Here is a 12,764-nt window from a genome sequence, read left to right on the forward strand (position 1 = left end):
CTCAGCGTTCGCGACGTAGCAGGTAGGTGTCCATGATCCAGCCATGCTCCCGGCGCAGCGCGGCGCGGCGCGCCACGATGTCCGGCCCGGTCTGATCCAGCGGGCCGCTGGCAAGCGCCTGATGCCGCATGCCGAGATAGGCCCCCCACCAGATGGCGATGCCCGTCGGATCGAGCCGCTGAAAGGCGCAATGGCCGTCCAGCATCACCGCCAGCGTGTCCACCCCATCCGGCCAGCCATCCTCCGCCAGCCGTCGCCCGGTGGTGACCAGCACGGGTGCGGCCAGCGCGTTCAGCGGAATGACATGGGCGGCGGTGAGTGCCTGCAGGCTGGTGATGCCGGGCACCACCGTGACGCGCATCGCCATGCCATCTGCGCGCAGCCGCTCGGCAATGCGCAGCGTGCTGTCATAGAGCGAAGGATCGCCCCACACGAGCAGCGCCAGCCGTCCGCCAGCGGGCAGGTGGGCGGCAATCTGCGCGGCCCAGCCCTCAGCGGTATGGCGGTGCCAATCGTCGACGGCGGCAAGGTAGGGCGCGCCGGCATCGCGTTCCGCCAGGTCGAACTCCACCACCCGGGTCGCGCCGGTCAGCACGTCGGCGCACAGCATCCGGCGGAGGTCGAGCAGATCGGCCGTGTCGGCGCGCTTGCGGGGCAGCAGGATCAGGTCGGCCGCCCGCATCGCCGCTTCGCCCGCGCGGGTCAGGTGGTCGGGATTGCCCGTGCCGATGCCGATCAGATGGAGGTCGATCACGTCCGCTGCCCGGCGGCGATCAGGTGAAAGAAGGTGCCGGACACGCGGCGCCGCCACGATCCCGTGTCCGGCACGTCGTTGCCATCGGCGTCGGTGACGTGGGCCAGCGGCAGGTCCGGCTGCTCCACGATGGTCGAATAATGGAATTCGTGGCCGGCAAGCGGCGTGCCCGTCGCCAGCGTCCCGATCGGGCCATGCAGTGTCGCGCGGCGATAGCCGAGGTGCATCCGCCGCTGGGCATAGCTGGTGACCAGGCCGAGCAGCCCGGCCATGCGGTGGGGCGTGCCCTCCGCATCGATCAGCGCCTCGCCCAGGGCCATGTAGCCGCCGCATTCGCCATGGACCGGCCGGTCGGCGGCATGGGCGCGCAGCCCGGCGCGGAATTGGTCGGCGGCGGCGAGGCGTTCGGCATGAAGCTCGGGATAGCCGCCGGGCAGCCAGACGAGATCGGCGCCGGCGTCCGGAGCTTCGTCGGCCAAAGGCGAGAAAGGCAGGATCTCCGCACCCGCCGCCCGCCAGCCGTCGAGCAGGTGGGGATAGGTGAAGGAAAATGCCTCGTCCCGCGCCAGCGCGATCCTTTGCGCGGGCGGCGCGACACGCGGCGCGGCGGATGGGGTGCGCGCGCTGCCCCGCGCCGCGTCGCGCAGGGCTGGAAGGTTCACATGTTGTGCGAGGAAGGCGGCATAAGCGTCGATGCGCGCGTCCAGATCGGAATGCTCAACCGCCTGGACCAGGCCCAGATGGCGTTCAGACAGCTGGAGGTCGCCACGCCGGGGCAGGCAGCCGAAGACCGGCATGCCCACCGCCTCCATCCCGGCGCGTGCCAGTCGTTCATGGCGCGCGCTGGCCACGCGGTTGAGGATGACACCGGCCACCGGAACGGCGGGATCGAAGCGCGAGAAGCCGAGCGCGGTGGCCGCCGCCGACTGCGCCTGACCCGACACGTCGATCACCAGCACCACCGGCCAGCCCATCAGGCGGGCGATGTCGGCACTGGCGCCGTTGCCCGTGGCCCCCGGCCGGGCGACGCCGTCGAACAGTCCCATCGACGCCTCCGCCAGAACGAGGTCGGCATCGTCGCCGCGCGCCGCGAGGGCGTCGAGCATCCCTTGGGGCATCGCCCAGCTGTCGAGATTGAAGGACGGCCGGCCGCTCGCCGCGCGGTGAAAGGCGGGGTCGATATAATCCGGGCCGCTCTTGAACGGCTGCACCGTCACGCCACCATCCCGGAACGCGCGCAGCAGGCCGAGCATGACGGTGGTCTTGCCCGTGCCCGATGCGGGGGCCGCGATCATCAGGCCGGGCGTGGCGGTCATGCATCATCTCCGGCAAAGCGCGACCCCGCCGATTGCGGCCGGAAGCGGCGGTCGTAATCGGGGGCGTAAAGGCTGCTTTCGGCAAAATCCTGGGGGTCGAGCACGCGGCCGACCAGAATCAGCGCGGTCCGGTCCGGCCCATTCTGGGCGGCCTCGGCAACCGTGCCGAGCGTGGCGCGGACGACGCACTGGTCCGGCCAGCTGGCGCGCCACACCACCGCCACCGGGCAATCCGTGCCATGGCTCGCGATCAGCTCCGCCGCAATCCCGGCCAGTCGATGGATGGAGAGATGGATGGCAAGCGTCGCGCCGGTGGCGGCAAAGGCGGCCAGCGTCTCGCCGGGCGGCATCGCGCTGGCGCGGCCGGAGGTGCGGGTCAGCACCACCGACTGGGCCAAACCGGGCAGGGTCAACTCCGCCTCCAGCGTGGCGGCGGCGGCGGCAAAGGCGGGAACGCCGGGCGTGACCGAGACGGGAATGCCGAGCGCGCGGATGCGGCGCAGCTGCTCGCCCATTGCGGACCAGATCGACAGGTCGCCCGAATGCAGGCGCGCGACGTCATGCCCCGCCTGATGGGCGGCCGCGATTTCCGCCACGATGTCGTCCAGCGAAAGTGGGGCGGTGTTCACGATGCGCGCGCCGGGCGGGCAATGGTCGAGCAGGGCGACCGGGACGAGCGATCCCGCATACAGGCAGACCGGCGAGGACGCGATCAGGTCGCGACCGCGCAGCGTGACGAGGTCGGCGGCGCCGGGGCCGGCACCGATGAAGTGGACGGTCATGATCGTGCTTCCGGGCAGGAGGATGCCGCCGCGATGGCGCAGGTCGCCATGCGATCGGGCGCGATGCGGCGGGTGACGAGCAGGCGTGCGCCCGGTCCGGCGGCGGCGAGCGCCGCGGCCTCCGCCACGCTGCCCGTCCCGCGCGTGGCGAGGCTGGTTGGTGAGCGGGTCGGGGTTTCGACTCCGCTCAGGATGTCCGGCGCGAGCGGGATCAGGGTCAGGCCAAGCGCCTCGGCCACGGGCATGAGCAGGTGCGCGCGATCGGACGGCGCGGCCAGCGCGGTCACATCCCGCGCGCCCGTCAGCGCGAGGGCCGAACGCAACGAGGCGGGCGTCGCGCCGGCGCGGCAGCCGAAGCCGGCGATGATCACAATGTCACGCTCCATTGCACCAAGGGGTAGCTGGCGCGCCATCCCCGCCGCATTCCCAGCGGAGCGGCTTCGGCCAGATCGATACGGAGCAGTTGGCCACCCTTGACCGCGTGCCAGCGGGTCAACAGCGCCTCGGACTCCAGGGTGACGGCGTTGGCGACCAGCCGGACGCCGGAAGGGAGGTGGCCCGTCAGCCATTCCAGCAAGCCCTCCGACACGCCGCCGCCGATGAACACCGCGTCCGGCAGCGGCCGATCGTGTAGGATGGCAGGCGCGGCACCGTCCACCACGACGAGGCGATCCGCCCCTAATGCGGCGGTGTTGGCGCGGGCACGGGCGGCGCGGACGGGATCGCGTTCGAATGCGATCGCGGCGGTCGAGGGGTGGGCCAGCAGCCACTCGATCGCGATCGAGCCGGAGCCCGCGCCTATATCCCACAACATCTCGCCGAAGCGCGGGGCGAGAGCGGAGAGGGTCAAGGCGCGGATGGGACGTTTGGTGATCTGGCCGTCATGGTCGAACCAGTCGTCGGCAATGCCGCTTGCCTGCGGCAGGACCGCGCCGTCCCCCTGAACGGCAAGGCCGAGCGCGACGGGGTGGGCGATGTCGGCAAAGGCGAGGTCGGCGGCGGTCGCGTGGCGGATGCGCTCGCGCGGGCCACCCAGCGCCTCCAATATCGTCACTGACGACGCGCCGAAGCCTTGCCCTGCCACATATCGTGCAAGCGCCAGTGCCGCATCTCCGTCGCGGACCAGCAGGATCGCGCGCGCGCCGGGCGCGAGGTGCGGGCGAAGGCGGGCGAACGGCGCGGCGTGGAGCCCCAGGCAGAGCGTGCCGTCCAGCGGCCAGCCGAGCCGCGCCGCCGCCCACGCGAAGGTGGACGGCGCGGGATGAGCGACCCACTCGCCGGGCGTGAGGTGGCGCGCCAGCGTGCTGCCGGCACCGAACCAGAACGGATCGCCAGACGCCAGCATCACCACGCGCTGTCCGCGCCGGGCGAGCAGGGGGGTGATGCCGGCCTCGAACGGGACCGGCCATGCCTCGCAGGGGCAGGTGAGCGCGGGCAGCAGCGCGAGATGGCGGGGTGCGCCGATCACCAGTTCGGCGGCATCCAGCGCGGCGCGGCTTGCGGCGGACAGGCCCGCTGGTCCATCCTCACCGATCCCGACGATGGTCAGCCACGGAACCGCCTCAACCATGCCGAACATCCTGATCCTGGGCGGGACGACCGAAGCCAGCGCGCTTGCGGTGGCCTGTGCCGAGGGCGCGATACCCACTACGCTGAGCTATGCCGGCCGCACTGCCAGTCCCCGGACGCAACCCGTGGCGGTGCGGGTGGGCGGGTTCGGCGGCGCGGTGGGGCTGGCGGCTTACCTGCGCCGCGAACGGATCACGCACCTGGTCGACGCGACCCACCCCTTCGCCGCGCGGATCAGCGCCAATGCGGTGGCGGCGGCGGACACGGCCGGCGTGCCCCTGGTCGCCTTGACCCGGCCCGCCTGGCGGGCGCAGGCAGGCGATCGCTGGCAGCGGGTGCCCGATGTGGCAGGCGCGGTGGAGGCGCTTGGAGGTCCGCCGCTTCGTGTCATGCTCGCGGTCGGCCGGATGCATGTGGCGGATTTCGCCGCCCGGCCGCAGCACGCCTATCTGCTGCGCTTCGTTGACCGGCCGGAGGCTCCGCCCGCCTTGCCACGCCATCATCTGGTGGTCGATCGCGGACCATTCACGGTGGACGGCGACCGACGGCTGATGGAGGCGCACGGCATCGACCTGGTCGTCGCCAAGAATGCCGGCGGCGGTGGTGCGGCGGCGAAGCTGCACGCGGCGCGCGCTTTGGGCCTGCCGGTGGTAATGATCGACCGGCCGCCGCTGCCCCCAAGGCGCGAGCTGCACGACGTCGCGACGGTGCTCGACTGGCTGGATCATGGCGCGGAACGCGGCGTGTAGAGGATCGGCGCGCCGGGGCGGTCGATCAGGCGCGTGCGGCTGGAGCCCACGATCACCATCGTCCGCATGTCCGCCATGTCGCCGCGCGCGTCGGGGAGGGGAACGATGCGCAGCACCTCCTCCGGCGTGGTGACGGCGCGCGCGAACAACACCGGGCGTCGGTCGGCGCAGGCGTCGCGCAGCACGGCGAATGCGCGGTCGAGATCGTCGGGGCGCGCCCGCGACCGGGGATTGTAGAAAGCGATGGCGAAGTCCGCCTCCGCCGCCAGCCGGATGCGGCGCTCGACCAGCGACCAGGGCTTGAGATTGTCGGACAGGTTGATCGCGCAGAAATCATGGCCGAGCGGGGCGCCGGCGCGCGCGCTGGCGGCCAGCATGGCGGTGATGCCGGGCAGAACCCGGATGTCGAGCAAGCCCCACGCAGGCGGTCCCGCCTCCAGCGCCTCGAACACCGCCGCCGCCATGGCGAACACGCCCGGATCGCCCGAGGAGACCACCACCACGCGCGCACCCTGCGCGGCCAGGCGCAGCGCGTGGGTGGCGCGGTCCAGCTCCACCCGGTTGTCCGACGGATGCAGCGTCAGACCGGGACGCGGCGCCACCCGCGCGACATAGGGGATGTAGCCGATCACGTCGGTGGCCTGGGCCAGCGCATCCGTGACTTCCGGCGTCACCAGCGCCCCGCCCCCCGGACCAAGCCCGGATATGGCAAGCCACCCTGCGCTCATGGCCGGCGTCCCTGACCATGGATCAACACGATCGCGAAATAGGGCGCGACGTCGCCGGTCTGCGTCAGCGGTACGACGCGCTGTTCGGGCATGGCGGCATATTCGACCAGCCACGCGGCCTCCATCCGCCCCGCCGCCGCGATCGCGCGGCGCAGTTTGGGCAGGTGACGGCCGATCTTCATCACGACCAGGGCGTCGGTGTCGCGGATGCGGCGGGTCAGTTCCTCCTCGGGCAAGGTCGCGGCGGCGATCGTCAGCACGTCATCGCCCCAGGTGATCGGCCGTCCGCTTGCCGTCCACGCGCCCGACATGCCGGTGATGCCGGGCACCACCTGGACCGGCACCCGGCCCGCTAGTCGCGCATGAAGGTGCATGAACGAACCGTAGAAGAACGGATCGCCCTCGCACAGCACCACCACATCCTCGCCGGTCTGTGCCACGGCGGTGAGGTGGCGCGTGCACTCCGCGTAGAAGGCGGCGAGCTGGTCGTTATAGGCGGGGTCGGTGACCGCGATCTCGGTGGTGACCGGATATTCCATCGCATATTCGACCAGGTCGGCGCGGAGCATGCCGTCCACCAGCCGGCGGGCGCGGCCGGGGCGACCGGCCTTGCGGAAGTAGGCGACATGGCGGGCGCCGCGTACCAGCCGGTCGGCCCGGACGCTCATCAGGTCGGCCGCGCCCGGGCCGAGGCCCACGCCATGGATCGTGCCGATGATCATTCGGCAGGGCTGGCCAGGGCGTTGACCGCCGCGACGGTGATCGCGCTGCCGCCCAGCCGCCCCTGCACGATCGCGCACGGGACGGGCTGCTCCGCCCACAAGGCGTCCTTGGACTCCACCGCGCCGACGAAGCCGACCGGACAGCCGATGATCGCCGCCGGGCGCGGGCAGGCAGGGTCTTGCAGCATGTTCAGCAGGTGGAACAAAGCTGTCGGCGCATTGCCGATCGCCAGCACCGCGCCCGCCAAGTGGGGCCGCCACAATTCCAGCGCGGCGGCGGAGCGGGTGTTGCCCATCGCGGCGGCGAGCGCGGGCACGGCCGCGTCGTGAAGGGTGCAGATCACCGGATTGGCGGCGGGCAGGCGCGCGCGGGTGATGCCTTCGCTGACCATGCGCGCGTCGCACAGGATCGGCGCGCCGCCTTGCAGGGCATTGCGGGCGGCCGCCGCGAAGCCGGGGGAAAAGCGGATCAGCGGCGCCAGTTCGACCAGCCCGGCGGCATGGATCATGCGGACGGCGACGGGCTCCTCATCGGGTGGGAAGCACGCCAGGTCGGCCTCGGCGCGGATGATGGCAAACGAACGGCGGTAGATTGCCGCGCCATCGGTTTCATATGAATGGGGCACAAGGACGGCTTTCAAGATGGGCAAGCAGTTGATCGGGCGCGAGGCCGGCCAGCGCGGGGGGATCGCCGGCGCGTGCTCCGTAGCCGAGGTCGAGGCGGCCGTCGCGCCCGGTGACGACGATGTCGGCCGGCAATCCCCGCGCGCACCCCTTGCCGCATCCGGACACATGCAGGCGGCCGGCGACATGCCCCGCCAGCCGCGCCGCCAGCGCCCGCGTCTCGATGCTCGCCTGCGGACAGGCGGGCGCGCCGACGCAGGCGTCCACGGCCAGCAATCTGGGATCGGGATCGGGACGGCCGCAGGCGGCGGGCTCCACCCCTTCGAAGATGGCGATCCGCCATGGGGTGAGGCGCAGGCCCCCAAAGCCGGGCAGATCGGTCAAAACGGACAGTTGGTCAGCCTCCATGCGGCCGAACGGGAGGCCGATGACGGTGCCGAGGTCGTGGGGCCCGGCCACCATCGGCGCGGGTGCGACCGCAGGGCGAATGTCTCCCTGAAACCAACCCGGCAGGGGCGCATGGTGGCGGGCCATGCGCCCCGCTTCGACGCCGCCGCTGTCGACGAACCAGCGGACGAGGTCGAGCAGCCGATCGATCTCGCGGCCATGAGGCAAGGGCATGCCGCCTTGTCGCCCATCGGCGCGCAGGATCAGGCCGCCGCTCTCCCCGCGTTCAAGGCGGAAGTCGGCCGGGCTGGCGGTCAGCACCGCCTGCGCGCCCGCATCGACGGCGATGCCGATCTTGCCCGGCAGCGGCGGCAACGCATCGATCCGATCGAGCAAGCCGGTGGCGAGGCGATGCGTGTGATCCCCCTCCCGCCAATCGGGTGCGATCAGCAGCGCGCGCGTTTCGCGCACCGGATCGGGATCGACCATCCCGGCGTCCACCAGCTCGCCGAGCGCGCGCCGCCACCCGCTTTCGGTGAGCCCGCGCAATTGTAAGGCGGCGCGGTTGGTGAGGTCGATCAGGCCGTTGCCATGGGCGCGCGCCACACTGGCCACCACCCGCGCCTGGGCAGGCGACAACCGGCCGAGCTTGGGCCGGACCCGCAGCAGCAGCCCGTCGCCCGCCGCCATCGGCCGCCACGCCGTCGGGCACCAGCCGCGCACGATGCTCATGCGGGCTCCTCCAACCGGGCGAGGATGGAGTTGCGCCGTGTCACCCACAGGCCTGAGCGGTGGAGCGCCGCGAACCGCGCCTCCATCGCGGCCAGAGCGGCCGGGTTTTCGGCGTGGAGAAACGCCCGCACCGCATCGTCGCCGACCGTCGCGTCATGATACAGGTCGATCAGTTCGGGCGAGACGACATGCGCCAAGTGCGCGAACGCGCCGAGATGGTCGAGCGTGGCGGCAATCTCCGCCGCGCCGCGAAAGCCGTGCCGCATCATGCCCGCGATCCACGCCGGATTGGCGGCACGGGCGCGGACCACGCGGGCAACCTCCTCGCGCAGCGTGCGGGTGCGCGGGCAGGCGGGGTCGGTCGCGTCGAGATGGTAGAGGGTCGCCCGGCCGCCGACCACGCCCTGCGCGGCGGCGAACCCTGCCTCATGCGCGGCATAGTCCGCAGCCAGTAGCAAATCGGTTTCGGGCAGGTCCTGCAAATGGACGAACGCGTCGGCGGCGGCGACCCGCGCGCGCAGCCCGGCGGGATCGTGGCGGTCGCCGCTGTCGTCGAACGCCTGCGACGATCCGGCGAGCCAGGCCGCCCCGGCCTGCGCACGGGCATCGTCGGTATAGGTGTCGGCCGCGTCGCCCAGCCCAAGGCCATAGCCGCCCGGCGCGGGGCCATAGACGCGCGGGCTCGCCGCCTCCCCGGCAAAGGGGTTCCAGTCGGCGGGCTCGTCGCGCAGGGACAAGGCGCGGATCGCCTGCCCGAACAGGATGCATAGCGGCGCGAACGTGTCGCGGAACAGCCCGGAGATGCGCAAGGTCACGTCGATGCGCGGCCGTTCCAGCGTGGCGAGCGGCAGGATGTCCACGCCCGTGACCCGGTCCGATCCGCTGTCCCACACCGGTGCCACGCCGAGCAGGTGGAGCGCCATCGCGAACTCCTCCCCGGCGGTGCGCATCGTCGCCGACCCCCACAGGTCGATTACCAGACCGCGCGGATAGTCGCCCTGATCCTGAAGGTGGCGGCGGATCAACTCGTCCGCCAGGCGCTGCCCCTGTAGCGAAGCGGAGCGCGAAGGAATGGCGCGCGGATCTACGGCATAGAGGTTGCGCCCCGTCGGCAGCACGTCGCGACGGCCGCGATAGGGCGAGCCGGCCGGCCCGGGCGGCACGGCCCGCCCGTCCAAGGCGGCGAGCAGCCCGGCGCGCTCGGCGTCGCCACAGTCGCCCCGTCCGAACACGTGCAGGCCTTCGCCGAAGCGGCTGTCCTTCACGTCGCAGACGAACGTGTCGATCCGGGTGATCGCCTCCGCCACGTTGCGCGCGCCGGCAAGGTCCAGTTCGTCGCCCAAGCCGATCGCCTGTGCTTCCTCGGCAATGTCGGCCTGCAAGCGGTCGCGGCGGGCGGGGTCGAGGCCGTCGGCGGTGGAGAATTCGTCCAGCAACGCCTCAAGCCGGCCCAATCCGGCACCGCCGCCGGTCGTGAGCAAAGGCGGGGGCAGGTGGCCCAACGTCACCGCGCTGATGCGGCGCTTGGCCTGTGCGGCCTCGCCGGGATCGTTGACGATGAAGGGGTAGAGGATCGGCATCGCGCCCGCCAGCGCCTCGGGCCAGCAGGCGTCGGACAGCGCCACCGCTTTGCCCGGCAGCCATTCCAGCGTGCCGTGCGCGCCGACATGGATCAGGGCGTCGCTGCCCCGCGCGCGGAGCCACAGGTAGAAGGCGACATAGCCATGGCGGGGGACACGCGACACGTCATGATAGTCGTCACCACGTGTGGCGGGTGTGCCGCGTTCGGGTTGCAACGCGACCAGCATGGACCCGCGCAAGGTGGCGGCGAAGCGGAATGCTCCGCCGCTGACCGCCGGGTCCTCCTCCGCCGCGCCCCATGCGGCATGGACGGCGTCGCGCAAGGGAAGGGGGAGATGGGCCAGCGCCGCGCGATAGTCGGCCAGCGGCCAGGCCAGGCGTTCGTCGAGGAGCGCGTCCGCAATCGGCGCTGCGGGTGCCGTGGCATAGCCGGCCGTGCCCAGGTCGGTCAGGATCGCGTCGGCGGATGCCAGCGCGTCCAGGCCGACCGCATGCGCCATCTGGTGGGTCTTGCCGGGGTAGGTGGAGAGGATCAGCGCGAGGCGGCGTTGGGCGGGCGCCGTGCGGCCGAGCGCGATCCAGGCGGCGACCCGATCGGCGATCGCGGCGATCCGCTCGGGCGCGGCGCGGTGGGCGCGGCGGGCGTGCTGGAGCGCGGGATCGCGCACCGCCGCCTGCTTGAAGCTCGCCACGCCGGCGAAGATGCGGCCGTCCACTTCGGGCAGGACCACATGCATGGCGAGATCGGCGGGCGAGAGGCCGCGCGTCGCGCCGTCCCACGCCTGCTCGGTCGAGGTGGCGAGCGCGACCTGGAAGACGGGCACGCCACCTGCATCCAGCGGCGAGCCATTTTCGGCGTCGCGCGCGGAAAAGGCCGTGGCATTGACGATCGCGACCGGGGCGAGCGCCGCAACCCAGCGCGCGATCCAGCCGCGCGCCTCCGCATCCTTGAGCGAGGGAGCGAAGATCGGCAGCACGTCGAAGCCCCGCTCCACCAAAGCGGTGTGCAAGGCGGTGACGGGGTCGAGGTCGGCGGCGAGCAGGTAGGAGCGGTAGAAGGCGAGCAGGATGCGCGGGCGATCGTGCCGCAACGCGAAGGCGGCCGGGCAGCTGACGCCCACCTGTGGCGTCCACCCGCCGACCAGCGGAATGGCGCGCACGTCCGGCACGGGGCTGGCGGAAAGGCCGGTCGCGCACGCAAGCTGCGCCAGGGCCGCCTGCGCCGCGACAGCGCCGCCCGTGTCGCACAATGTGGCGAGTTGCCCCAGCGTTTCGGCCGGGACGGTCGAGGCAGCGGCGAGGCGCCGATCCTCCCGCCCGTCGGCCGCCAGCACCGCCAGCGCGATGCCCCGTTCGCGCGCCAGCAACTCCACCTGCTGGAGGCCGTAGGACCAATAGGAACGCCCGCCGATCAGCCGCAGCAGGATGCCCTTGGCCCGCGCCAGCGTCCGTTCGACATAGGTGTCGACCGACAAGGGATGCTGGAGATCGGCCAGGTTGGCAAGCCGCAGCGAAGGCAGCGGAGCACCCGCCGCCGCGGCCGCGTGCCAGCCGGCGGCGAACGCGCCCAGGTCGCTGTCCGAAAAAGACAGCAGCACGAGGTCCGCCGGATCCTGGCCGAGATCGCACGGGGTCGCGGTCTCCTCCAGCCCGTGGCTCTCGCGAAAGACGACGTGCATCGCCGCCCTCAGCCGTTCAGCACATGTCCGATCGCGGCCGGATCTATCCGGTCATGCTCGGCGATGACCACCAGGCGGGTGGCGTGCGCCTCGCCGGGCCGCCACGGCCGGTCATATTGGGTGCGGACGCGCGCGCCCACCGCCTGCACCAGCAGTCGCATCGGCTTGCCCCGCACGGCGGCATAACCCTTGACGCGCAGGATGTCGTGATCGCGGGCCAGCGCCTCGATCCGGGAGACAAGGATGGCGGGATCGTCGATCTCGCCCATTTGGTGGACGATGCTGTCGAAATCGTCATGCTCATGCTCCGCCTCCCCGTCATGGTGGGAAGGGCGGGCGGCGATGTCGTCCTCGGCCGCCGCGTCGAGGCCCAGGATCACGGCCGGGTCGATCACGCCGTCGACCAGCTCCACCACCGGCACGGGCCGGGGCGCTTCGGCGGCGATGGCGGCGCGGGCGGCGGCCACGCCCTCCGGCCCGGCGAGGTCGGCCTTGGTGAGGAGGACCATGTCGGCGCAGGCAAGCTGATCCTCGAACACTTCCGACAAGGGCGTTTCATGATCGATGCCGGGATCGGCGGCGCGCTGCGCCTCCAGCGCGAGGAGGTCCGGCGCGAACCGGCCGGCCGCGACTGCCTCGGCATCGGCCAGCGCGATCACGCCGTCCACGGTGATGCGGGAACGGATGGCGGGCCAGTCGAACGCCTTCAGTAGCGGCTTGGGCAGCGCCAGCCCCGACGTTTCGATCAGGATGTGGTCCGGGCGCGGTTCCAGCGCCAGCAGCTGCTCCACCGTCGGGATGAAGTCGTCCGCCACCGTGCAGCAGATACAGCCATTGGCCAGCTCGACCACGTTTTCGGCCGGGCAATCGGGAATGGCACACCCCTTGAGGATGTCGCCGTCGACACCCAGCGTGCCGAACTCGTTGACGACGACCGCGAGGCGGCGGCCATTGGCGTTGCGGATCAGGTGGCTGATCAGCGTGGTCTTGCCGGCACCGAGGAAGCCCGTGACGATGGTGACCGGAACCTTGGCGAGGGACGGGGCGAGCGATGGGGCAGGAGAGGGATTGTTCATGTTTGGTCTTCCGCGAGCGCCGCGACGGGATAGCAAGCGGGGCGCATTGCGGCCGGTGCCCAGGC

At 72.0% G+C, this 12,764-nt stretch carries 12 protein-coding genes; 1 reads left to right on the forward strand and 11 read right to left on the reverse strand.

All coding sequences use genetic code 11. From position 1 onward, the window contains the following. Position 1: 1 nt before the first annotated feature. From cobF to cbiE, 5 genes are read right to left on the reverse strand one after another with little or no spacing between them, the layout of a single operon-like run. Positions 2–754 (reverse strand): precorrin-6A synthase (deacetylating), encoded by a 753-nt coding sequence (gene cobF / locus Q0D93_RS03345; RefSeq protein WP_294391388.1) that lies wholly within the window; start codon positions 752–754, stop codon positions 2–4. Next, complete coding sequence (locus tag Q0D93_RS03350; protein ID WP_294391391.1) at positions 751–2,070, reverse strand: cobyrinate a,c-diamide synthase; 1,320 nt, start codon at positions 2,068–2,070, stop codon at positions 751–753. The genes cobF and Q0D93_RS03350 overlap by 4 nt, the downstream gene beginning before the upstream one ends. Then, positions 2,067–2,852 carry a precorrin-4 C(11)-methyltransferase gene (gene cobM, locus Q0D93_RS03355; RefSeq protein WP_294391395.1) on the reverse strand — a complete coding sequence of 262 codons (786 nt, stop codon included), beginning with the start codon at positions 2,850–2,852 and terminating at the stop codon, positions 2,067–2,069. Before cobM ends, Q0D93_RS03350 begins: the two co-directional genes overlap by 4 nt. Next, the gene (locus Q0D93_RS03360; protein ID WP_294391398.1) at positions 2,849–3,223 is read right to left on the reverse strand and encodes a cobalamin biosynthesis protein; all 375 of its coding nucleotides are present in this window, start codon (positions 3,221–3,223) and stop codon (positions 2,849–2,851) included. The genes cobM and Q0D93_RS03360 overlap by 4 nt, the downstream gene beginning before the upstream one ends. Further along, on the reverse strand, positions 3,220–4,422 hold the full coding sequence (cbiE, locus tag Q0D93_RS03365; protein WP_294391401.1) for a precorrin-6y C5,15-methyltransferase (decarboxylating) subunit CbiE: 1,203 nt from the start codon (positions 4,420–4,422) through the stop codon (positions 3,220–3,222). Before cbiE ends, Q0D93_RS03360 begins: the two co-directional genes overlap by 4 nt. Between cbiE and Q0D93_RS03370 the strand changes: the two genes are divergently transcribed. Continuing rightward, entirely contained in the window at positions 4,421–5,170 is a 750-nt protein-coding gene (locus Q0D93_RS03370) for a cobalt-precorrin-6A reductase (RefSeq protein WP_294391405.1), read from the forward strand. The two genes, cbiE and Q0D93_RS03370, sit on opposite strands and share 2 nt — an antisense overlap. On the opposite strand, the gene cobJ is transcribed toward Q0D93_RS03370, so the two are convergent. From cobJ to cobW, 6 genes are read right to left on the reverse strand one after another with little or no spacing between them, the layout of a single operon-like run. Further along, entirely contained in the window at positions 5,146–5,898 is a 753-nt protein-coding gene (gene cobJ / locus Q0D93_RS03375; protein ID WP_294391408.1) for a precorrin-3B C(17)-methyltransferase, read from the reverse strand. The genes Q0D93_RS03370 and cobJ overlap by 25 nt on opposite strands. After that, positions 5,895–6,620: a precorrin-2 C(20)-methyltransferase gene (cobI, locus tag Q0D93_RS03380; protein WP_294391411.1), complete on the reverse strand. Its 726-nt coding sequence runs from the start codon at positions 6,618–6,620 to the stop codon at positions 5,895–5,897. Before cobI ends, cobJ begins: the two co-directional genes overlap by 4 nt. Then, positions 6,617–7,246: a precorrin-8X methylmutase gene (locus Q0D93_RS03385; protein ID WP_294391414.1), complete on the reverse strand. Its 630-nt coding sequence runs from the start codon at positions 7,244–7,246 to the stop codon at positions 6,617–6,619. The genes cobI and Q0D93_RS03385 overlap by 4 nt, the downstream gene beginning before the upstream one ends. Further along, positions 7,230–8,363 (reverse strand): cobalamin biosynthesis protein CobG, encoded by a 1,134-nt coding sequence (locus Q0D93_RS03390; protein ID WP_294391419.1) that lies wholly within the window; start codon positions 8,361–8,363, stop codon positions 7,230–7,232. Before Q0D93_RS03390 ends, Q0D93_RS03385 begins: the two co-directional genes overlap by 17 nt. Next, positions 8,360–11,623: a cobaltochelatase subunit CobN gene (gene cobN / locus Q0D93_RS03395; protein WP_294391422.1), complete on the reverse strand. Its 3,264-nt coding sequence runs from the start codon at positions 11,621–11,623 to the stop codon at positions 8,360–8,362. The genes Q0D93_RS03390 and cobN overlap by 4 nt, the downstream gene beginning before the upstream one ends. 8 nt (positions 11,624–11,631) lie before the next feature. After that, the gene (cobW, locus tag Q0D93_RS03400) at positions 11,632–12,699 is read right to left on the reverse strand and encodes a cobalamin biosynthesis protein CobW (RefSeq protein WP_294391424.1); all 1,068 of its coding nucleotides are present in this window, start codon (positions 12,697–12,699) and stop codon (positions 11,632–11,634) included. Positions 12,700–12,764 lie beyond the last annotated feature (65 nt).

It is taken from the genome of uncultured Sphingomonas sp. (assembly GCF_934560975.1).
In the GTDB taxonomy this organism is placed as follows: Bacteria; Pseudomonadota; Alphaproteobacteria; order Sphingomonadales; family Sphingomonadaceae; genus Sphingomonas_I.